Source organism: Micromonospora sp. NPDC005305, assembly GCF_040607315.1.
Classification (GTDB): Bacteria; Actinomycetota; Actinomycetes; order Mycobacteriales; family Micromonosporaceae; genus Micromonospora.
The window spans coordinates 48,028-67,998 of the sequence record NZ_JBEXGL010000026.1; the positions used below are offsets into that span (position 1 = coordinate 48,028).

The window sequence follows — 19,971 nt, forward strand, 5'->3', positions numbered from 1 at the left end:
GGGGAGGCGTCACCCGGGGCGGCTGGAAGAATCGCCTTCCGTGAAGACGTTCGAGGAGTTGTTCGCCGAGCTGCAGGCCAAGGCCGCCGCCGGCGCCCCGGGCTCGGGCACGGTCGCCGCCCTGGAGAAGGGCGTGCACTTCATCGGCAAGAAGGTCGTCGAGGAGGCGGCCGAGTCGTGGATGGCGGCCGAGCACGAGGGCCCGGAGCGGGCCGCGGAGGAGATCTCCCAGCTGCTCTACCAGGCTCAGGTGCTCATGCTGGCCACCGGTCTCGAGCTGAAGGACGTCTACCGACATCTGTGAGTGCCCCGCCCGCTGATCACCTCGTCGATCGAAGGAGCACTCCCATGCTGCGTGTCGCCGTACCCAACAAGGGCGCCCTGGCCGAGTCGGCCGCCGGGATGCTGCGCGAGGCGGGCTACCGCCAGCGCACCGACCCGAAGGACCTGGTCTGCCGGGACGAGCCCAACGACATCGAATTCTTCTACCTGCGTCCCAAGGACATCGCCACCTACGTCGGCTCCGGCGACCTGGACGTCGGCATCACCGGCCGGGACCTGCTGGTCGACTCCGGCGCGCCGGCCGAGGAGGTCGTCGACCTCAACTTCGGCCGGGCCACCTTCCGGTTCGCCGCCCGCCCCGACGACGTGGACTCGGTCCAGCAGCTCGGCGGGCACCGGATCGCCACCGCGTACCCGGGGCTGGTCGAGCGGCACCTGGCCGAGCTGGGCGTCAAGGCGGAGGTGATCCGGCTGGACGGTGCGGTGGAGAACGCCATCCGGCTGGGCGTGGCCGACGTGGTTGCCGACGTGGTGGAGACCGGGGCCACCCTGCGCCAGGCCGGTCTCGTGGTCTTCGGCGAGCCGCTGCTGCGCTCCTCGGCGGTGGTGGTCCGCCGGGCCGGCGCCGCCGGCAGCGCCCAGCAGGAGCAGCTGCTGCGCCGGCTGCACGGCGTGCTGGTCGCCCGCCGTTACGTGATGCTCGCCTACGACGTGCCGGCCGGCCTGCTGGACCGGGCCAGCTCGCTCACCCCGGGCATCGAGTCGCCGACCGTCTCCCCGCTGCACCGGGAGGGCTGGGTGGCCGTGCAGGCCATGGTGCTCCGCGACGACGTGCACCGGATCATGGACGAGCTCTACGAGCTGGGCGCCCGGGCCATCCTGGTCACCAACATCCACGCCTGCCGGCTGTGAGGCCGCTGCCGGTCCCGGCCGCCCTGGCCGTGGTGGTCCTGGGCGGGGTGGCCTCGGCCGCGCAGGGCGTGGTCAACGCCGAGCTGGGGGAGCGGGCCGGCGATCCCCTCGTGGGCGCCATGGTCAACAACCTCGGCGGTTGCCTGATCGTGCTGCTCGGGCTGGTCGCCGTCCCGTCCATGCGCGCCGGGCTGGCCGGCCTGCGCCACTCCGGCCTGCCCTGGTGGGCCTACCTGGGCGGGCTGGGCGGCGCCGCCATCGTGGTGATCGGCCCGTTCGTGGTGCCGGCGCTCGGGGTGGCGGTCTTCACGATCGCCCAGGTGGCGGGCGGCAGCCTCGGCGGGCTGGCCGTCGACCGGGTCGGCCTGGCCGCGACCGGCCGGCTGGCGCTCACCCTGCCCCGGGTCGTCGGGGCGCTGCTCGGGATCGCCGCGGTGACCATGGCCCAGCTCGGCCGGCCGGTCGGCGACCTGGCGGTCGGTCTGGTGCTGCTCTCGGTGGCCGGCGGCCTGGCGGTGGCGCTGCAGTCCGCGCTCAACGGGCGGGTCGCCGCGGCGGTCGGTCCGGCCGCCGGGCTGGCGGTGAACTTCGCGGTCAGCACCTCGGTGATCGCCGCGGTGGCGGCGCTGGCCGGGGCGCTGGCCACCCGCCCGAGCTGGCCCAGCCAGTGGTGGCTCTACGTCGGTGGTCTGTTCGGGGTCGGCATCGTGCTCGCCCTGCTGGTCGGCGTCCGCGCCGCCGGGGTGCTGCGCACCGGCCTGGCGCTGGTGGCCGGGCAGCTCGGCGGGGCCCTGGTGCTCGACGTGGTGGTGCCCGGCGGCGCCGGGGTGCGGCTGCCGGTGCTGGCCGGCGCGGTGCTCACCGGGGCGGCGGTGGTCGTGGCCGGTGCGCGGCGGCGCCGCCCGGTCCGTGTGGCGGCGGAACGTGAGCCCGAGCCGGATGGCAGACTGGTTTCGTGAGCGATTCAGTGGTGACCGTGCGGCCGCGGCGGGTCCGGGTGGTCTGCTGGGCGTCGGCCGTCACGCTGCTGGTGGTGTTCAGCCTGGTGGCCACCTCCCTGACCGGCGCGACGGGCGACGGCTACGGCAGCTTCCAGCGGGGCGACCAGCTCGCCATGGTGGGGCTGGGCGTCTTCGGGGCCCTGGGCTTCCTGGTCTTCACCCGCCCCCGGGTGGTGGCCGACGCCCGGGGTGTCCGGGTCCGCAACGTGATCGGCTCGTACGAGCTGCCCTGGGAGGTGATCCGCGGGGTCCGGTTCGACCGCGGCGCCCCGTGGGCCAGCCTGGAGCTGCACGACGACGACCTGCTGCCGATGGTCGCCCTCCAGGCCGCCGACAAGGAGCGCGCCGTCGAGGCGGTCCGCGCGCTGCGCCGGCTGCACCAGGCCCACCTCGCCGCCCTCGTCGGCGACCCGGCCGCCCCGCGCTGACCGCCCCGCCCCGGTTTGGGGCCGGCTGGTCCAAGGGTGTAGTGTTGCGGAGTCGACCAGACCGCCCTGTGGGCGGTCCTGAAGCGGAGCGCCTGCTCCCACCCGAGTCGCCCCCGTAGGTGGCCGGGTCCCGGTCTCCCGGTTCCGGGCACGTCCCGGTTCCGGATGCGCGATCCTGTGATCGTGCCGACCGGTCGAGTAGGCCCTGGCATGCGCCGGGGCCTTCTGCTTTCCGGGTCGGCTCCCGACCGGGAGCCCGCGGAGTCGGCACCACGCAAGACTCGACTCGAGGAGGCCCCATCAGCGTCGAACCACGCGTGAACGAGCAGATCCGGGCACGTGAGGTCCGACTGGTCGGCCCTGAGGGTGAGCAGGTGGGCATCGTCCCGCTGGAGCGCGCCCTGCAGCTGGCCGCGGACGTCGACCTGGACCTGGTCGAGGTTGCGCCGATGGCGCGCCCGCCGGTGTGCAAGCTCATGGACTTCGGCAAGTTCAAGTACGAGAGCGCACTGAAGGCGCGCGAAGCGCGGCGTAACCAGCAGCAGACCGTCATCAAGGAGATGAAGCTCCGGCCGAAGATCGACCCGCACGACTACGAGACCAAGAAGGGTCACGTGGTGCGGTTCCTCAAGGCGGGCGACAAGGTCAAGGTGACGATCATGTTCCGCGGTCGCGAGCAGAGCCGCCCGGAGCTGGGTTACCGGCTCCTGCGCCGGCTCGAGTCCGAGATCACGGACCTGGGATACGTCGAGGCCGCGCCGAAGCAGGACGGCCGCAACATGATCATGGTTCTCGCTCCGCACCGGGCCGTGAAGGCCTCCGCGGTCGCCGCCACGGCGTCCCGCGGTGGGCCCCGGGACCGGGCCGCGGAGGAGTCGGCCGCCCCGGCAGGTGGCGAGACCCCGGAGGCCGGCGAGACCGCAGCAGCCGGCGAGACCGGCCCGACCGCTGACACCAGCGGCCAGTAACAGGGAGAAGACGTTCCACATGCCGAAGATGAAGAGCCACACGGGTACGGGCAAGCGGGTCAAGGTCACCGGCACGGGCAAGATCGTCGCCCAGCAGGCCGGCCTCCGCCACAAGCTGGAGAAGAAGCCCTCCACCCAGACCCGCCGGCTGACCGGCACGGTCGAGCTGGCCAAGGCCGACACCAAGCGCATCAAGAAGCTGCTCGGCCGCTGACGCGCGCCACCTGAACCGAAGAAGGAGTTGAGATGGCACGCGTCAAGCGGGCTGTGAATGCCCAGAAGAAGCGTCGTACCCTGCTGGAGACCGCGAGCGGCTACCGCGGTCAGCGCTCCCGGCTCTACCGCAAGGCCAAGGAGCAGGTGCTGCACTCGATGCAGTACTCCTACCGGGACCGTCGCGACCGCAAGGGCGACTTCCGGCAGCTCTGGATCCAGCGGATCAACGCCGGCGCCCGGGCCAACGGCCTGACCTACAACCGGCTCATCCAGGGCCTGCGCCTGGCCGGCATCGAGGTCGACCGCAAGATCCTGGCCGACCTGGCCGTCAACGACGCCGCGGCGTTCGCCGCGATCGTCGAGCTGGCCCGCGCCGCCGTGGCGGCCGAGGGCACCGGTGGCGCCGCGGCCCAGGCCGCCTGATCCACCCGCACCAGCAGATCGAGGCGTCTCCCATGCCGTCAGCACCGCACGGGAGGCGCCTCGACGCTGTTCCCGGCCCGTTCACCCCGCGTACCCCGCGGGTGGTCGCCGCCCGCCGGCTCCAGCGCCGACGGGACCGGGAGGCCACCGGCCGGTTCCTGGCCGAGGGGCCGCAGGCCGTCCGCGAGGCGCTCGCCCGCGCCGGCACCGTGGTCGAGCTGTTCGGCACCCCGGCCGCCCTGGACCGGCACGCCGACCTCGCCGCGCTCGCGGCCCGCGCCGACGTGCCCGTCTCCGAGGTCACCGACGAGGCGCTCGCCGCGCTCGCCGAGACCGTCGCCCCGCAGGGCCTGGTCGCCGTCTGCCGGCACCTCGACGTACCCCTGGACGCCGCCCTGGCGCGCGGACCGCGCCTGGTCGCGGTGCTCGCGGAGATCCGTGACCCCGGCAACGCCGGGACCGTGCTGCGCACCGCCGACGCGGCCGGCGCGGGCGCGGTGATCTTCGCCGGCGACGCCGTCGACCCCTACAACGGCAAGTGCGTGCGGGCCTCCGCCGGCAGCCTCTTCCACGTCGACGTGGTCCGTGCCACCGACCCGGTCACGGTGGTCGCGGCGCTGCGGTCCGCCGGGCTCACCGTCCTGGCCACGACCGGGTACGGCGACAGCGACCTCGACGACCTCGCCGACGCCGGCCGGCTGGCCGCCCCGACGGCCTGGCTCTTCGGTTCCGAGGCGCACGGGCTGCCCGAGGAGCTGACCGCCGCGGCCGACGCCCGGGTCCGGGTGCCGCTGCACGGGCGCGCGGAGAGCCTGAACCTGGCTGCGGCCGCGGCCGTCTGCCTGTACGCTTCAGCCAGAGCACTGCGCCGACCCGCGGGTCCGCGCGGCCACACAGCAGGGGAGTCAGCCGGATGATGAACGCGCCTCGGCGTTCGTTTAGCCAGCCCGCCGGTGTCGGCGGGCGGCGGGCCTGACCCTTCCTCCTGCGCGATCTCCCACCGGCGGGCTGCGGCGAAGCCGCGCGTCCGTAGACTCGCCTAGCCGCCCGTGAGGGCCGGCGCCGCCGTGAGGGAGTGCCCGTACGCCATGAGCTACCGCAACGATCCGTACGACCCGAAGCAGGTCGCCCTGCTCGACCCGGACGCCCTGGCCGCGGCCGTGGCCGACGCCGAGAAGGCGTTCGCCGCCGCCGCCGACCCGGACGCGCTGACCGCGCTGCGCCCCGCGCACCTGGGGGACCGGTCCCCGGTGTCGCTGGCCCGCCGGGAGATCGGCGCGCTGCCGCCGGCCGCGAAGTCCGACGCCGGCAAGCGGGTCAACGAGGCCCGCCGTGCCATCGAGGCCGCGTACGCGGCCCGGCAGGAGATCCTGGAGCGCGAGCAGGCCGAGCGGGTGCTGGTCGAGGAGCGGGTCGACGTGACCCTGCCCTACGACCGCCGGCCGCGCGGCGCCCGCCACCCGCTGAGCACCCTCATGGAGCAGATCAGCGACCTGTTCATCGGGATGGGCTACGAGGTGGCCGAGGGCCCCGAGGTCGAGCTGGAGTGGACCAACTTCGACGCGCTCAACATCCCCGCCGACCACCCGGCGCGCGGCCTCATGGACACCTTCCACATCGCACCGCCGGCCGGCGCGGACAGCTCGGGCCTGGTGCTGCGCACCCACACCTCGCCGGTGCAGGCCCGCACCATGCTGACCCGCAAGCCGCCCATCTACGTGGTGGTGCCCGGCCGGGTCTACCGCACCGACGAGCTGGACGCCACCCACGCCCCGGTCTTCCACCAGGTCGAGGGCCTCGTGGTCGACAAGGGCATCACGATGGCGCACCTGCGCGGCACGCTGGACCACTTCGCCCGGGCCATGTTCGGTGCGGGCGCGAAGACCCGGTTCCGGCCGCACTACTTCCCGTTCACCGAGCCGTCCGCCGAGTTCGACGTCTGGTTCCCGGAGCACCGGGACGGTCCGCAGTGGGTCGAGTGGGGCGGCTGCGGCATGGTGAACCCGCGGGTGCTGCGCGCCTGCGGCATCGACCCGGAGGTCTACTCCGGATTCGCCTTCGGCATGGGCATCGACCGGACCGTGATGTTCCGGCACGGGGTCAGCGACATGCGGGACATGGCCGAGGGCGACGTGCGGTTCACCCGCGCGTTCGGGGTCTGACGGTGCGGGCACGAGTTACGGAGACGGTGGTTTAACAGTCATGCGAGTTTCTGTCAGTTGGCTGCGGGAGCACGTCGACCTCCCGGCCGACCTGCCCACCGGCGACCTGGAGCAGGCGCTGGTCGACCTCGGCATCGAGGTCGACTCGGTGGTGGACCTGCGGGAGACCGTCACCGGGCCGCTGGTGGTCGGTGAGGTCCTGGAGATCGAGGAGCTGACCGGCTTCAAGAAGCCGATCCGGTTCTGCCGCGTGGACGTCGGCGCCGCCAACGGCACCGGCGAGCCGCAGGAGATCGTCTGCGGGGCGCGCAACTTCGCCCAGGGCGACCGCGTCGTGGTGATCCTCCCCGGCGGCGTGCTGCCCGGCGGCTTCCACATCGGCGCCCGCAGGACCTACGGGCGCAACTCGAACGGCATGATCTGCTCCGCCAAGGAGCTGGGCCTGGGCGACGACCACTCGGGCATCATCGTGCTGCCCGAGGACACCCAGGCCAAGCCCGGCGACGACGCGCGCCCGGTCGTCGGCCTCGACGACGTCGTGGTCGAGCTGGAGATCACCCCGGATCGCGGGTACGCGCTCAGCGTCCGGGGCATCGCCCGGGAGCTGTCGCACGCCCTCGGGGTGCCGTTCCGCGACCCGGCCGACATCCCCGCCCCGGGCGGGACGGCCGAGCCCGCGTACCCGGTCGACGTGCGCGACACCGTCGGCTGCGACCGGTTCGCCGCGCGGATGGTCCGCGGCGTCGACCCGACCGCGCAGACCCCCGGCTGGATGTCCCGGCGGCTCACCGTGGCCGGTGTCCGCAGCATCTCGCTGCCGGTCGACATCACCAACTACCTGATGCTCGAACTCGGCCAGCCGATGCACGCGTTCGACGCCGACCGGATCAGCGGCCCGCTGGTGGTCCGCCGGGCCGAGCCGGGGGAGAAGCTGACCACGCTGGACGGTGTCACCCGCACGCTGGTCGCCGAGGACATGGTGATCTGCGACGACACCGGGCCGATCTCGCTCGCCGCCGTGATGGGCGGCGAGACCAGCGAGGTCGTCGCCTCCACCACCGACGTGCTCTTCGAGGCGGCGCACTGGGACCCGGCCATGGTCGGGCGCACCGCGCGGCGGCACCGGCTGTTCAGCGAGGCGGCCAAGCGCTGGGAGCGGGGCGTGGACCCGGCGCTGCCGCTGGTCGCGCTGGAGAAGGCGGTCCGGCTGCTCACCGAACATGCCGGCGGCACCGTCGGCGCCGAGATCCTCGACCTCGACCACGTCCGGCCGCGTACCCCGGTGACCCTGCCCGTGGACCTGCCGTCGCGGCGGGTCGGCGTGGCGTACCCGCCGGAGCGGGTGGTGGAGCTGCTGGAGCAGGTGGGCTGCGCGGTCACCCACGGCGCCGACCGGCTCGGCGACGACCCGGGCGAGACCGGCGTGGCCGCCGCGGCCGGCGGCGACGTGCTGAGCGTGACCCCGCCGACCTGGCGGCCCGACCTCACCGACCCGGCGGACCTGGTCGAGGAGGTGGTCCGCCTCGACGGCTACGACCGGGTGCCGTCGGTGCTGCCCACCGCACCCCCCGGCCGCGGACTCACCGCGTCGCAGCAGCGCCGGCGGGCCGTCGCCCGGTCGCTCGCCGAGCGCGGGTACGTCGAGGTCCTGGCGCACCCGTTCGTCGCCGCCGACCTGGCCGACCAGCTCGGCCTGCCGGCCGACGACCCGCGCCGCCGCGCCGTGCGGGTGGCCAACCCGCTGTCCGAGGAGGAGCCGCTGCTGCGCACCACGCTGCTCGGCCCGCTGCTCGGCATCCTGAAGCGCAACGTGGGCCGGGGCCAGCGGGACGTGGCGATCTACGAGATCGGCGTGGTGTTCCACCCGCGTCCCGGCGCCGGCGCCCCGCCCGCCATGGGCGTGGACCGGCGCCCCACCGACGAGGAGTTCGCCCGCGCCGACGCGGTGGTCCCGGACCAGCCGCGACACGTCGCCGTGGCCCTCACCGGCGAGATGGAGCCCGCCGGCTGGTGGGGCGCGGGCCGTCCGGCCGGCTGGGCGGACGCCGTCGAGGCCGGCCGGACGGTGCTCGCCGCCGCCGGCATCCCGGCCGACCGGGTCACCGTCCGGGCCGCCGAGCGGGCGCCCTGGCACCCCGGCCGCTGCGCCGAGCTGCTGGTCGACGACACGGTGGTCGGTTACGCCGGTGAGCTGCACCCGAACGTGGTGGCGACGCTGGAGCTGCCCCGGCGGACCAGCGCCATGGAGCTGAACCTGGACGCGCTGCCCGAGGCGCCGGTGGTGTCCGGTCCGGCCGTGTCGACCTTCCCGCCCGCCCTCATCGACGTGGCGCTCGTGGTGGACGAGTCGGTGCCGGCCGCCGAGGTCGAGCGGGCCCTCGCCGAGGGGGCCGGCCCGCTGCTGGAGGACGTCCGGCTCTTCGACGTCTACGCGTCCGAGCAGCTCGGCGCGGGCCGCCGGTCGCTGGCGTACAAGCTGACGTTCCGGGCACCGGACCGGACGCTCGCGGGCGAGGAGGCGGTGGCCGCCCGCGACGCGGCGGTGGCCGAGGCCGCCCGCCGCTTCGGCGCCACCCTGCGCGGCGCCTGACAGCGGACCGGACGGGGCCGCACCCACCACGGGTGCGGCCCCGTCCGCGTGCTCAGCCGGTGTACGGCAGCGTCAGCCGGGAGGAGTCGCCGACGCCCAGCGTGGTCGGGGTGCCGCCGATGGCGTTCCACACCTCGACCCGCACCGTGCCGCCGGTCAGGTCGCCGAGGACGCCGGTGGCCGAGCGCAGCCCCTGGGTCTGCCGGTAGTGCTCCCAGCCGGGCACCGGGTCGGTGGCGAAGTAGGCGTACGTCTCCACCCGGTCCCAGCCGCCGTCGCCGGTGCGGTCGTACGAGACCCGTACCTGGACCCCGTCGCCCACCGCGCTGCCGGCGTCGACGGAGAGGTCGAAGGCCGTCGCGCCGCCGGTCCACCGGCCGGTGAGTCCCCGGGCCGTGAAGACCTGCGGGTTGGTGGGGGTGCCGTCGTGGTTGCCACCGGCCGCCGCCACGCTCACCGTGCCGGCCGAGCCCGCCGCCGGTTCGAGCGCGCCGCCGGCCCGCAGGTAGCGGGTGGCGCTGAACGGGCCCGGCGTGGCCGTGGTGGACGGGCTGGGCGACGGGCTCGGGCCGCCACCCGGGCCGAACGGGCTGAGCGTGATGCCGGCGGCCCGCGGGTCGCCGTCGTGCACCAGCGACTCCTGGTTCAGCACGTCGTCGAAGGCGAACCCGTACGCCTTCCCGTCGGCCATGTTGGCGTGGACGATCCGCGAGTAGTGGTTGGTCAGCGTGCCCCGGTAGAAGTCGGCCGGGCCACCGGAGGGCTGCAGGTCGAGGGTGCCCAGCGTGGAGCGGTGCAGGGCGGCGCAGAGGGTCCGGGCGATCGGGCCGACGACCTGGTCGTTCGGGGCGGCCAGCGCGCCGTCGCAGCCCCACACGTCCGCGCTGGACGGCCGGCGGAACGTGGCCACCTGCCGGCCGCCGCCGTCGGTGAAGGCCAGCACGTCCCCGCTGGTCCGCCCGTGGTAGCGGACGCCCGGCTGGTCGGTGAAGGGGGCGACGGTCAGGGTCCTGGTCGCGTACGCCTGCCAGGCCGAGGCGATGTAGGGGTCGAGGTAGGTGCGGCTGAACAGCACGGCGTCGGCGGCCTTGCCGGGGGCGAGCACCCGCAGCACGGTGCCGTCGGAGCGGGTCTGCACGGCGCCGCTCCAGCCCGACTGGGCGCGGATCGCGGCGATGACCCTGTTGCGCCCGTCGTCGACCGGCTGCCCGGTCCGCCGGGTGGTCCCGGTGGCGCCCGTGACGCTCACCGCGTGCGGCACGGCGAACATGTCCACCTGCGAGCTGTTGAGCCAGAGCCCGGCGTCGTTGTAGGTGAACTCGGACCAGTCGAACAGCAGGTCCCGGTTGGGGTCACCGGCCGCCCAGGGGGCGGGCTGGACCAGGCCGTCCGGGGTGAGGAAGAGCTTGAGCTTGGCGCCGAAGGAGAAGTAGACCCGGCCGGAGAGGTTGCGGGGCAGCCGCAGCACGGTGCTCGCCCCGTTGGCCGGGCCGGGCACGGCGACGTCCGGTGCGGGGGTGGGCGGCAGGCCGCCGGCCGGCCAGGGGGTGAAGGCGCCGCCGGCGGTGACGTAGCCGAGCCGGCCGGTGGTCAGGTCGGTGCCGAGGACGTACAGCCAGGTGGCGTCGGTGCGACCGGTGGCGTTGGTGACGGTCAGCGGGAGCAGGGCGGGGCCGGTGGCGCGGGCCAGTGAGGCGGCCGCCACCGCGCCGGTGGTGGCCAGCGCGAGCGCGAGCAGGGCGCGCAGCAGTGTCCTGGGGGTGGGCACGGGAGGGGCTCCTTCCACCCGCCGCGACCTGCGGCGGGCGCGGGGTGGTGGGCGTGGTGGTGGTGCGCGTACGCGGGCGGGACGGCCCATGAGAGCGCTCTCTCAGCATCTGCCACGCATGGGCGGCTGTCAATGGACGGCGGACCGGCGCAGTTTCATACGCCACACCGTATGAACTTGCAGAGGGGGATCATCGGCTGCTAGCGTTCTTTGCATAGTCATGCGGAGGTGAGTATGGGCATCCGGGTCGCGGTCGCCGGCGCGAGCGGCTACGCCGGTGGCGAGCTGCTCCGGCTGCTCGCCGGGCACCCCGAGTTCGAGCTGGTCGCCGCCACCGCGCACGCCTCGGCCGGCCGGCCCGTCGCCGCCGTACACCCGCAGCTCGCCGGGCTGGACCTGGTCTTCGGCGCGACCGACCCGACCACGCTGGCCGACGCGGACCTGGTCTTCCTGGCCCTGCCGCACGGCCGGTCGGCGGCCCTCGCCGCCGCGCTGCCCGCCGCCGTCAAGGTGGTCGACCTCGGTGCCGACCACCGGCTGCGCGACGCCGACGCCTGGGCCCGCTACTACGGCGGCGAGCACGCGGGCGCCTGGACCTACGGCCTGCCCGAGCTGCCCGGCCAGCGGGCCGCCGTCGCGGCCGCGACCCGGGTCGCCAGCACCGGCTGCTACGCGGTGGCCACCACCCTGGCCCTCGCCCCGCTGATCGCGGCCGGCGCCGTCCTCCCCACCGACGTGGTGGTGGTCGCCGCCTCCGGCACCTCCGGCGCCGGCCGGGCCGCCAAGCCCCACCTGCTCGGCAGCGAGGTGATGGGCGACCTGTCGCCCTACAAGGTCGGCGCCCACCAGCACGTGCCGGAGATCAAGCAGGCCACCGGGGCGACCAGCCTCTCCCTCACCCCGGTCCTGGCCCCCATGCCGCGGGGCATCCTGGCCACCGTCACCGCCGTCCCCACCGGCGCGGCCGATCCGCGCGCGGTGCTCGCGGCGGCGTACGCGGACGCGCCCTTCGTGCACCTGCTGCCCGAGGGGACGTGGCCGCACACGGCCGCCACCGCCGGCGGGAACTCCTGCCACCTCCAGGTCACGGTCGACGCCGACTCCGGCCGGGTGATCGTCGTGAGCGCCATCGACAACCTGGGCAAGGGCGCGGCCGGCCAGGCCGTGCAGAACGCCAACCTCATGTTCGGTCTCCCCGAGACCACCGGCCTGTCGACCTTCGGAGTCGCGCCATGACCGTCACCACCCCCCGGGGCTTCCGCGCCGCCGGCGTGGCCGCCGGCCTCAAGACCAGCGGCGCCGGCGACGTCGCCCTCGTCGTCAACGACGGCCCCGACGCCGGGGTCGCCGGCGTCTTCACGGCCAACCGGGTCAAGGCCGCCCCGGTGCTCTGGACCCAGCAGGTCGTCCGCGGCGGCGTGGTCCGCGCCGTGGTGCTCAACTCCGGCGGCGCCAACGCCTGCACCGGCCCGGCCGGCTTCCAGGACACCCACGCCACCGCCGAGCACACCGCCGCCGCGCTCACCGCCAGCAGCCCCCGGCTCATGGTCGGCGCGGGCGAGGTGGCGGTCTGCTCCACCGGCCTGATCGGCGAGCGCCTGCCCATGCAGAAGCTCCTCCCGGGCGTCCGCGGCGCGGTGCGCGCCCTGTCCCGCGACGGCGGCCGGCCGGCCGCCGAAGCGATCATGACCACCGACACCCGGCCCAAGACCACCGTGGCCCGGGGGAGCGGCTGGACCGTCGGCGGCATGGCCAAGGGCGCCGGGATGCTCGCCCCGGCCATGGCCACCATGCTCTGCGTGCTCACCACCGACGCGGTGGCCGGGCCGGAGACCCTGGACGCCGCGCTGCGGGCCGCCACCCGCGTCACCTTCGACCGGGTCGACTCCGACGGCTGCATGTCCACCAACGACACCGTGCTGCTGCTGGCCAGCGGCGCCGCCGGCATCGAGCCCACCGCCGCCGAGCTGACCGCCGCGGTGACCGCCGCCTGCCACGACCTGGCCCAGCAGCTGATCGCCGACGCCGAGGGCGCCACCAAGCAGATCGCCATCGAGGTGGCCGGCGCCGCCGACGAGGACGACGCGGTCGAGGTGGGCCGCTCGGTGGCCCGGAACAACCTGGTCAAGACCGCCCTGTTCGGCAACGACCCGAACTGGGGGCGGATCCTCGCCGCCGTGGGCACCACCGCCGCCGCGTTCGAGCCGGACGGCGTGGACGTCGCGGTCAACGGGATCTGGGTGTGCCGGGGCGGCGCCGCCGCCGAGGACCGGGCCAAGGTCGACCTCACCGGCCGCGACGTCACCATCCGGATCGACCTGCACGCGGGCGACGCCGAGGCGACGATCTGGACCAACGACCTGTCGCACGCGTACGTGCACGAGAACTCGGCGTACTCGTCGTGAGCGCGAGGAACGCAGCGCAGCGGAGTCCCGCAGTCGCGAACGGAAGGCCGGCGCGGTCATGAACCTCACCGCCGACCTCACCCGGGCCCAGGCCAAGGCCGAGACGCTCATCGAGGCCCTGCCCTGGCTGGCCCGCTTCTCCGGCGCCACCGTCGTGGTCAAGTACGGCGGCAACGCCATGGTCGACCCCGAGCTGCAGCGGGCGTTCGCCGCGGACATGGTCTTCCTCCGGTACGCCGGCCTCAAGCCGGTCGTCGTGCACGGTGGCGGCCCGCAGATCTCCGCCATGCTCGGCCGGCTCGGCATCGCCAGCGAGTTCAAGGGCGGCCTGCGGGTCACCACCCCCGAGGCCATGGACGTCGTCCGGATGGTCCTCGTGGGGCAGGTCGGCCGGGAGCTGGTCGGCCTGGTCAACGCCCACGGCCCGTTCGCGGTCGGCCTCTCCGGCGAGGACGCCGGCCTGTTCACCGCGGTGCGCCGCCCCGCGTACGTGGACGGGGAGCCGGTCGACGTCGGGCAGGTCGGCGACGTGGAGTCGGTGGACGTCTCGGCGGTGGCCGACCTCATCGCGGCCGGCCGGATCCCGGTCATCTCCACGGTCGCGCCGGACGCCGACGGGGTGCTGCACAACCTCAACGCCGACACGGCCGCCGCCGCGCTCGCCGTGGCCCTCGACGCGCGCAAGCTGGTCGTCCTCACCGACGTGCCGGGCCTCTACGCCGACTGGCCCGACACGGCCAGCCTGGTCAGCGAGATCACTACCGACGACCTGGCGAAGCTGCTGCCGTCCCTGGAGTCCGGAATGGTCCCGAAGATGGAGGCCTGCCTGCGGGCGGTGCGCGGGGGAGTGCCCGCCGCGCACGTCGTCGACGGCCGGGTCGCCCACTCGACGCTCCTCGAAGTGTTCACGTCGGAAGGGTTCGGAACGATGGTCGTGAGCGCGAGGAGTGAGCTTGCGAGCCCCGCAGTCGCGAACAAGGAAGGCACGGTCGCGTCATGAGCACCCTGGTCGAACGCTGGTGCGCGGCCATGATGGACAACTACGGCACCCCGCCGCTGGCGCTCGTCTCCGGCTCCGGCGCCGTCGTGGTCGACGAGGCCGGCCGGGAGTACGTCGACCTGCTCGGCGGCATCGCGGTCAACTCCCTCGGCCACGCCCACCCGGCCGTGGTGGCCGCCGTGTCCCGGCAGGTCGCCACCCTCGGGCACGTGTCGAACCTGTTCGTCGCCGAGCCGCCGGTGGCCCTGGCGGAGCTGCTGCTGGCGCTGGCCGGCCGCCCCGGCCGGGTGTTCCTGGCCAACTCGGGCGCCGAGGCCAACGAGGCCGCCTTCAAGCTCTCCCGGCTCACCGGGCGCACCCACGTGGTGGCCACCCACGGCGGTTTCCACGGCCGGACCATGGGCGCCCTGGCGCTGACCGGCCAGCCCGCCAAGGCCGACCCGTTCCGGCCGCTGCCCGGCGAGGTCACCCACGTGCCGTACGGCGACGACGCCGCCCTGGCCGAGGCGGTCACCGACGCCACCGCCATGGTGATCGTCGAACCGATCCAGGGGGAGAACGGCGTCGTCGTCCCACCGCCCGGCTACCTGGCCGAGGCCCGCCGGATCACCGCCGCGCACGGCGCGCTGCTGGTGCTCGACGAGGTGCAGACCGGCGTCGGCCGCACCGGGCACTGGTTCGCCCACCAGGCCGACGGCGTCGAGCCGGACGTGGTCACGCTGGCCAAGGGGCTCGGCGGCGGGCTGCCGCTCGGCGCCTGCCTGGCCTTCGGGCGGGCCGCCGACCTGCTCACGCCCGGCTCGCACGGCACCACGTTCGGGGGAAACCCGGTCAGCTGCGCCGCCGCGCTCGCCGTGGTCGCCACCATTGCCAACGAGGGGCTGCTCGACCACGTGAAGCGGGTCGGGGAGCGGCTGCGGCGCGGCGTCGAGGGGCTCGGGCACCCGCTCGTGGCCGAGGTCCGCGGCGCCGGCCTGCTGCTCGGCATCGTGCTCGACGCGCCGGTCTCCGGCGCGGTGACCGGCGCCCTGCGCGAGGCGGGTTTCCTGGTCAACCCGGTCCAGCCGGGCGTGGTCCGGCTCGCGCCGCCGCTGATCCTCGACGCCGGGCAGGTCGACGCCTTCCTGGCCGCCCTGCCGGCCGCCCTCGACGCCGCCGCGCCCGCACCCACCGCCACGGAGGTCCCCGCATGATCCGGCACTTCCTGCGGGACGACGACCTCGCGCCCGCCGAGCAGGCCGCCGTGCTCGACCTGGCCGCCCGGATGAAGGCCGACCGGTTCGCCTACACGCCCCTCGCGGGGCCGCGGTCGGTGGCGGTGCTGTTCGACAAGCAGAGCCTGCGCACCCGGATCTCCTTCGACGCGGGCATCGCCGAGCTGGGCGGGCACCCGCTCGTGGTGGACACCCAGGTCACCCACTTCGGCCGCGGCGAGACCCTCGCCGACGCCGGCCGGGTGCTGTCCCGCTACGTCGCCGCCATCGTGCTGCGCACCCACGGCGACGACCGGATCGCCGAGGTCGCCAGCCACGCCACCGTGCCGGTGATCAACGCGCTCACCGACACCTACCACCCCTGCCAGCTCCTCGCCGACCTGCTCACCGTCCGGGAACGCTTCGGTGCCACCGCCGGGCGCACCCTGGCGTACGTGGGGGACTCGGCCAACAACATGGCGCACTCCTACCTGCTGGCCGGGGCGACCGCCGGGATGCACGTGCGGATCGCCGGCCCAGCCGGCTTCCAGCCCGACGCCGAGATCGTCGCGCGGGCCGAGAAGATCGCCGCCGGCACCGGCGGTTCGGTCCGGGTGCTCACCGACCCGGTCGAGGCGGCCCGCGCCGCCGACGTGATCGCCACCGACACCTGGACCTCGATGGGCCAGGAGTCCGACGGCCAGGACCGGATCACCCCGTTCCTGCCGTACCGGGTCGACGGCGCGCTGCTCGGCCACGCCGCCGCCGGGGTGATCGTGCTGCACTGCCTGCCCGCCCACCGGGGCGAGGAGATCACCGACGAGGTGCTCGACGGGCCGCACAGCGCCGTCTTCGACCAGGCGGAGAATCGCCTGCACGCCCAGAAGGCGCTGCTGACGTTTCTCCTGCAGGCATCCGCGAGCGCGAGGAGTGAGCTTGCGAGCCCCGCAGTCGCGACCAAGGAGGCTCTGTGACCGCCCCGCTGACCCGTGCCGCCCGGCACGGCCGCATCGTCGAGCTGATCCGCGACAAGGCCATCCACTCGCAGACCGAGCTGGCCGACCTGCTCGCCGGTGACGGCATCCAGGTCACCCAGGCCACCCTCTCCCGGGACCTTAAGGAACTGGGGGCGGTCACCGCGCGCGGCGGCGACGGGCGCGGCGTCTACCTGATCCCGGAGGACGGCCACCGGCCGCTGCGCGAGGCCGAGGCGGCGCCGGCCCGCCTCGTCCGGCTGCTGCGCGAGCTGCTCAACGGGGTCGACTCCAGCGGCAACATCGCCGTGCTGCGCACCCCGCCGGGCGCAGCCCAGTACCTGGCCAGCGCGTTGGACCGAGCGGGCCTGTCCGAGATCGTCGGCACCATCGCCGGCGACGACACCATCCTCGTCGTGGCCCGCGAGGCCGTCGGCGGCGCCGCGTTGGGCGAGAAGCTCGCCGCGTGGGCCCGCCGGGAAGAGAACGTTGAAGGGAGCACCACACCATGACCGAGCGGGTCGTCCTGGCGTACTCCGGGGGTCTCGACACCTCCGTCGCCATCCCCTACCTGGCCGAGCAGACCGGTGCCGAGGTGATCGCGGTGGCGGTCGACGTCGGCCAGGGCGGCGAGGACCTCAACGCCATCCGGCAGCGCGCGCTGGACTGCGGCGCCGCCGAGTCCGAGGTGGTCGACGCGCGCGACGAGTTCGCCGCCGACTACTGCCTGCCGGCGATCCGGGCCAACGCCCTCTACATGGACCGCTACCCGCTGGTCTCCGCGCTGTCCCGGCCGCTGATCGTCAAGCACCTGGTCGCGGCGGCGAAGAAGCACGGCGGCACCATCGTGTCGCACGGCTGCACCGGCAAGGGCAACGACCAGGTCCGGTTCGAGGTCGGCCTGAACGCGCTCGCCCCCGACCTGAAGATCATCGCCCCGGCCCGGGACTTCGCCTGGACCCGGGACAAGGCGATCGCCTTCGCCGAGGAGAAGGGCCTGCCGATCGACGTGTCGGCGAAGTCGCCGTACTCCATCGACCAGAACCTGTGGGGCCGCGCGGTGGAGACCGGCTTCCTGGAGGACATCTGGAACGGCCCCATCGAGGACCTCTACTCCTACACGGCCGACCCGGCGCAGGAGCGCGACGCCGACGAGGTCGTCATCACCTTCGACGCCGGCGTGCCGGTCGCCGTCGACGGCGAGACCGTCACCCCGTACCAGGCGATCCTGGAGCTGAACCGGCGCGCCGGCGCCCAGGGCGTCGGCCGGCTCGACATGGTCGAGGACCGCCTCGTCGGCATCAAGAGCCGCGAGGTCTACGAGGCACCCGGCGCGATCGCGCTCATCGCCGCCCACCAGGAGCTGGAGGCGGTCACCGTCGAGCGGGACCTGGCCCGGTTCAAGCGCGGCGTCGACCAGCGCTGGGGCGAGCTCGTCTACGACGGTCTCTGGTTCTCGCCGCTCAAGAAGTCGCTCGACGCGTTCATCGACGACGCCCAGCAGCACGTCTCCGGCGAGGTGCGGCTCACCCTGCACGGCGGCCGGGCCACCGTCACGGGCCGGCGCTCCGAGGCCAGCCTCTACGACTTCGGCATGGCGACCTACGACACGGGCGACACCTTCGACCAGTCCCTCGCCAAGGGCTTCGTGCAGCTCTGGGGCCTGCCCAGCAAGATGGCCGCCGCACGGGACGCCCGGCTCGGCGGGCCGCGGTCTTGACCTTCACAATGGGTGGGGTGGACGACAAGAGCCTGACCGAGAACAGCGCACCCGCCAACCGGACGAGCCTCTGGGGAGGCCGGTTCGCCGGCGGCCCCGCCGAGGCGCTCGCGCGGCTGTCGGTGAGCGTCCAGTTCGACTGGCGTCTCGCCCCGTACGACATCGCCGGCTCCCGGGCGCACGCCCGGGTCCTGGCCGGCGCCGGCCTGCTCGACCCCGCGGAGCTGGGGAGGATCCTGGCCGCGCTGGACGACCTGGAGGCCGCCTGCGCCGCCGGGACGTTCCGGCCCACGATCGACGACGAGGACGTGCACACCGCGCTGGAGCGCGGCCTGCTGGAGCGGCTCGGCAGCCTCGGCGGCAAGCTGCGGGCCGGCCGCTCCCGTAACGACCAGGTCGCCACCGACCTGCGGCTCTACCTGCGTGACCACGCCCGCGGCGTGGCCGCCCGGCTGGTCGAGCTGGCCGAGGCCCTGGTGGAGCAGGCGGAGCGGCACGTGGACACGGCCGCGCCGGGCATGACCCACCTCCAGCACGCCCAGCCGGTCACCTTCGGGCACTGGCTGCTCGCCCACGTGCAGCCGCTGCTGCGGGACCTGGAACGGCTGCGCGACTGGGACCACCGGTGCGCCGTCAGCCCGCTGGGGGCCGGCGCGCTCGCCGGCTCCGGCCTGCCGCTGGACCCGGTGGCGGTCGCCAAGGAGCTGGGCTTCCGCACGTCCTTCGCCAACTCGATGGACGCGGTGGCCGACCGCGACTTCGTGGCCGAGTTCCTCTTCGTCACCGCGATGATCGGCGTGCACCTGTCCCGCCTCGGCGAGGAGGTGGTGCTCTGGACGTCGCAGGAGTTCGGCTGGGTCGAGCTGGACGACGCGTTCGCCACCGGGTCGTCGATCATGCCGCAGAAGAAGAACGCGGACATCGCCGAGCTGGCCCGGGGCAAGTCCGGCCGGCTGGTCGGCGGCCTGATGAGCGTGCTCACCATGCTCAAGGGCCTGCCCATGACCTACGACCGCGACATGCAGGAGGACAAGGAGCCGGCCTTCGACGCAGTCGACACCCTGGAGCTGCTGCTGCCCGCCCTCGCGGGGATGATCTCCACGATGACGGTCCGGGTCGACCGCCTGGTGCCCGCCGCGCCGGCCGGCTTCTCGCTCGCCACCGAGGTCGCCGACTGGCTGGTCCGGCGCAACGTGCCGTTCCGGGAGGCGCACGAGATCACCGGCCGGCTGGTGGCGCTCTGCGTGGCCCGCGACTGCGCCCTGGACGAGGTCTCCGACGACGACCTGGCCGCGGTCAGCGAGCACCTCGACCCCTCGGTGCGCGACGTGCTGTCGGTGCGCTCGGCCCTGGCCGCCCGGATCACCCCCGGCTCCACGGGCCCCGGGCCGGTGGCCGACCAGCTCGCCACGGCCGCGGACAAGCTGGCCGGCTGGCGGGACTGGACCGCCGAGCGGGTCGTGCCCCGCTGAGCGCGACACCCCGCGCGGTGGCTCCGGCCGCCGCGCGGGGTCAGGCCGTCGGCCGCTCGCGCTTGGGCAGCTTCGCCACCACCGCGTCGTACGACCCGTCGACCGCCTCGATCAGTTCGTCGTCCGGGATGCCCCCGCCGAGCCGCAGCGTGTTCCAGCCCGACCGGCCGATGTAGGGGGAGGAGCGGGCGTCGTCGGGGAACCGGTGCAGCCACTCGTCGGCCACCTCCCGCGACGGGCCGCACTTGAGCCCCACCCGGGCCTCGCCCTCGGGCGCGCCGAGGAAGGCGAAGATCCGGCTGCCGACCTTGACCACCTCGTCGCCCTCCCACGGCCGGTCCAGCCAGGCGCCCGGCTTGGCCAGGCAGTAGGACAGCATCTCCTCGCGCGTCATCGCATCCCTCCCGTGCCGTTCACCGGGACAGTCTCACCCGCCGCTGTGACAGTCGCCGGGCGC

General features: G+C 74.5%; 20 protein-coding genes. 18 read left to right on the forward strand and 2 right to left on the reverse strand.

The genetic code is table 11. The annotated features are described in order from the left end of the window. Positions 1 to 40 precede the first annotated feature (40 nt). The 10 genes from ABZS80_RS29080 (at position 41) to pheT (ending at position 8,982) form a co-directional block, all read left to right on the forward strand. Positions 41 to 304 carry a phosphoribosyl-ATP diphosphatase gene (locus tag ABZS80_RS29080; RefSeq protein ID WP_091263821.1) on the forward strand — a complete coding sequence of 88 codons (264 nt, stop codon included), beginning with the start codon at positions 41 to 43 and terminating at the stop codon, positions 302 to 304. A 44-nt stretch (positions 305 to 348) separates the two neighbouring features. After that, entirely contained in the window at positions 349 to 1,194 is an 846-nt protein-coding gene (gene hisG / locus ABZS80_RS29085; RefSeq protein ID WP_151461607.1) for an ATP phosphoribosyltransferase, read from the forward strand. Continuing rightward, positions 1,191 to 2,153: a DMT family transporter gene (locus ABZS80_RS29090; protein ID WP_355060799.1), complete on the forward strand. Its 963-nt coding sequence runs from the start codon at positions 1,191 to 1,193 to the stop codon at positions 2,151 to 2,153. Before hisG ends, ABZS80_RS29090 begins: the two co-directional genes overlap by 4 nt. Beyond that, positions 2,150 to 2,623, forward strand: coding sequence for a PH domain-containing protein (locus ABZS80_RS29095; RefSeq protein WP_355060801.1), 474 nt, complete (start codon positions 2,150 to 2,152; stop codon positions 2,621 to 2,623). Before ABZS80_RS29090 ends, ABZS80_RS29095 begins: the two co-directional genes overlap by 4 nt. A gap of 317 nt (positions 2,624 to 2,940) precedes the next feature. Continuing rightward, the gene (gene infC / locus ABZS80_RS29100) at positions 2,941 to 3,591 is read left to right on the forward strand and encodes a translation initiation factor IF-3 (RefSeq protein WP_151461609.1); all 651 of its coding nucleotides are present in this window, start codon (positions 2,941 to 2,943) and stop codon (positions 3,589 to 3,591) included. A 19-nt stretch (positions 3,592 to 3,610) separates the two neighbouring features. Continuing rightward, positions 3,611 to 3,805: a 50S ribosomal protein L35 gene (gene rpmI / locus ABZS80_RS29105; protein WP_151461610.1), complete on the forward strand. Its 195-nt coding sequence runs from the start codon at positions 3,611 to 3,613 to the stop codon at positions 3,803 to 3,805. Positions 3,806 to 3,837: 32 nt separating this feature from the next. Continuing rightward, positions 3,838 to 4,230: a 50S ribosomal protein L20 gene (rplT, locus tag ABZS80_RS29110; RefSeq protein WP_091263835.1), complete on the forward strand. Its 393-nt coding sequence runs from the start codon at positions 3,838 to 3,840 to the stop codon at positions 4,228 to 4,230. Positions 4,231 to 4,262: 32 nt separating this feature from the next. Next, complete coding sequence (locus tag ABZS80_RS29115) at positions 4,263 to 5,147, forward strand: RNA methyltransferase (RefSeq protein ID WP_355060803.1); 885 nt, start codon at positions 4,263 to 4,265, stop codon at positions 5,145 to 5,147. Positions 5,148 to 5,318: 171 nt separating this feature from the next. After that, on the forward strand, positions 5,319 to 6,392 hold the full coding sequence (gene pheS, locus ABZS80_RS29120; protein WP_355060805.1) for a phenylalanine--tRNA ligase subunit alpha: 1,074 nt from the start codon (positions 5,319 to 5,321) through the stop codon (positions 6,390 to 6,392). 40 nt (positions 6,393 to 6,432) lie between these two features. Next, on the forward strand, positions 6,433 to 8,982 hold the full coding sequence (pheT, locus tag ABZS80_RS29125) for a phenylalanine--tRNA ligase subunit beta (RefSeq protein ID WP_355060807.1): 2,550 nt from the start codon (positions 6,433 to 6,435) through the stop codon (positions 8,980 to 8,982). 52 nt (positions 8,983 to 9,034) lie between these two features. Here the strand turns inward: pheT and ABZS80_RS29130 are convergent, their stop codons facing one another. Next, positions 9,035 to 10,750 (reverse strand): beta-1,3-glucanase family protein, encoded by a 1,716-nt coding sequence (locus ABZS80_RS29130; protein ID WP_355060808.1) that lies wholly within the window; start codon positions 10,748 to 10,750, stop codon positions 9,035 to 9,037. Positions 10,751 to 10,984: 234 nt separating this feature from the next. On the opposite strand from ABZS80_RS29130, the gene argC reads away from it, so the two are divergent. Genes argC through argH form a run of 8 tightly spaced genes read left to right on the forward strand, consistent with a single transcriptional unit; the run spans position 10,985 to position 19,514 of the window. Then, positions 10,985 to 11,986: an N-acetyl-gamma-glutamyl-phosphate reductase gene (argC, locus tag ABZS80_RS29135; protein ID WP_355060810.1), complete on the forward strand. Its 1,002-nt coding sequence runs from the start codon at positions 10,985 to 10,987 to the stop codon at positions 11,984 to 11,986. Continuing rightward, the gene (argJ, locus tag ABZS80_RS29140) at positions 11,983 to 13,155 is read left to right on the forward strand and encodes a bifunctional glutamate N-acetyltransferase/amino-acid acetyltransferase ArgJ (RefSeq protein ID WP_355060812.1); all 1,173 of its coding nucleotides are present in this window, start codon (positions 11,983 to 11,985) and stop codon (positions 13,153 to 13,155) included. Before argC ends, argJ begins: the two co-directional genes overlap by 4 nt. 58 nt (positions 13,156 to 13,213) lie before the next feature. Further along, positions 13,214 to 14,155, forward strand: coding sequence for an acetylglutamate kinase (argB, locus tag ABZS80_RS29145; RefSeq protein WP_355060814.1), 942 nt, complete (start codon positions 13,214 to 13,216; stop codon positions 14,153 to 14,155). Beyond that, on the forward strand, positions 14,152 to 15,348 hold the full coding sequence (locus tag ABZS80_RS29150; RefSeq protein WP_355060816.1) for an acetylornithine transaminase: 1,197 nt from the start codon (positions 14,152 to 14,154) through the stop codon (positions 15,346 to 15,348). Before argB ends, ABZS80_RS29150 begins: the two co-directional genes overlap by 4 nt. Further along, positions 15,345 to 16,322 carry an ornithine carbamoyltransferase gene (gene argF, locus ABZS80_RS29155; RefSeq protein WP_355060818.1) on the forward strand — a complete coding sequence of 326 codons (978 nt, stop codon included), beginning with the start codon at positions 15,345 to 15,347 and terminating at the stop codon, positions 16,320 to 16,322. Before ABZS80_RS29150 ends, argF begins: the two co-directional genes overlap by 4 nt. Further along, the gene (locus tag ABZS80_RS29160; protein ID WP_151464047.1) at positions 16,319 to 16,834 is read left to right on the forward strand and encodes an arginine repressor; all 516 of its coding nucleotides are present in this window, start codon (positions 16,319 to 16,321) and stop codon (positions 16,832 to 16,834) included. Before argF ends, ABZS80_RS29160 begins: the two co-directional genes overlap by 4 nt. After that, positions 16,831 to 18,042: an argininosuccinate synthase gene (locus tag ABZS80_RS29165; protein ID WP_355060821.1), complete on the forward strand. Its 1,212-nt coding sequence runs from the start codon at positions 16,831 to 16,833 to the stop codon at positions 18,040 to 18,042. The genes ABZS80_RS29160 and ABZS80_RS29165 overlap by 4 nt, the downstream gene beginning before the upstream one ends. A gap of 8 nt (positions 18,043 to 18,050) precedes the next feature. Next, on the forward strand, positions 18,051 to 19,514 hold the full coding sequence (argH, locus tag ABZS80_RS29170) for an argininosuccinate lyase (RefSeq protein WP_151464045.1): 1,464 nt from the start codon (positions 18,051 to 18,053) through the stop codon (positions 19,512 to 19,514). Between the two features lie 40 nt (positions 19,515 to 19,554). Here the strand turns inward: argH and ABZS80_RS29175 are convergent, their stop codons facing one another. Next, positions 19,555 to 19,908, reverse strand: a complete 354-nt coding sequence (locus ABZS80_RS29175; RefSeq protein ID WP_151464044.1) for an MmcQ/YjbR family DNA-binding protein — start codon at positions 19,906 to 19,908, stop codon at positions 19,555 to 19,557. Positions 19,909 to 19,971: the final 63 nt, after the last annotated feature.

Bases quoted from the DNA above. Each gene is read 5' to 3' on its own strand.
- hisG (WP_151461607.1), top strand. From the start codon at position 349: ATGCTGCGTGTCGCCGTACCCAACAAGGGCGCCCTGGCCGAGTCGGCC.
- rpmI (WP_151461610.1), top strand. From the start codon at position 3,611: ATGCCGAAGATGAAGAGCCACACGGGTACGGGCAAGCGGGTCAAGGTC.
- rplT (WP_091263835.1), top strand. From the start codon at position 3,838: ATGGCACGCGTCAAGCGGGCTGTGAATGCCCAGAAGAAGCGTCGTACC.
- ABZS80_RS29115 (WP_355060803.1), top strand. From the start codon at position 4,263: ATGCCGTCAGCACCGCACGGGAGGCGCCTCGACGCTGTTCCCGGCCCG.
- pheS (WP_355060805.1), top strand. From the start codon at position 5,319: ATGAGCTACCGCAACGATCCGTACGACCCGAAGCAGGTCGCCCTGCTC.
- pheT (WP_355060807.1), top strand. From the start codon at position 6,433: ATGCGAGTTTCTGTCAGTTGGCTGCGGGAGCACGTCGACCTCCCGGCC.
- argC (WP_355060810.1), top strand. From the start codon at position 10,985: ATGGGCATCCGGGTCGCGGTCGCCGGCGCGAGCGGCTACGCCGGTGGC.
- argJ (WP_355060812.1), top strand. From the start codon at position 11,983: ATGACCGTCACCACCCCCCGGGGCTTCCGCGCCGCCGGCGTGGCCGCC.
- argB (WP_355060814.1), top strand. From the start codon at position 13,214: ATGAACCTCACCGCCGACCTCACCCGGGCCCAGGCCAAGGCCGAGACG.
- ABZS80_RS29150 (WP_355060816.1), top strand. From the start codon at position 14,152: ATGAGCACCCTGGTCGAACGCTGGTGCGCGGCCATGATGGACAACTAC.
- argF (WP_355060818.1), top strand. From the start codon at position 15,345: ATGATCCGGCACTTCCTGCGGGACGACGACCTCGCGCCCGCCGAGCAG.
- ABZS80_RS29165 (WP_355060821.1), top strand. From the start codon at position 16,831: ATGACCGAGCGGGTCGTCCTGGCGTACTCCGGGGGTCTCGACACCTCC.
- argH (WP_151464045.1), top strand. From the start codon at position 18,051: ATGGGTGGGGTGGACGACAAGAGCCTGACCGAGAACAGCGCACCCGCC.
- ABZS80_RS29175 (WP_151464044.1), bottom strand. From the start codon at position 19,908: ATGACGCGCGAGGAGATGCTGTCCTACTGCCTGGCCAAGCCGGGCGCC.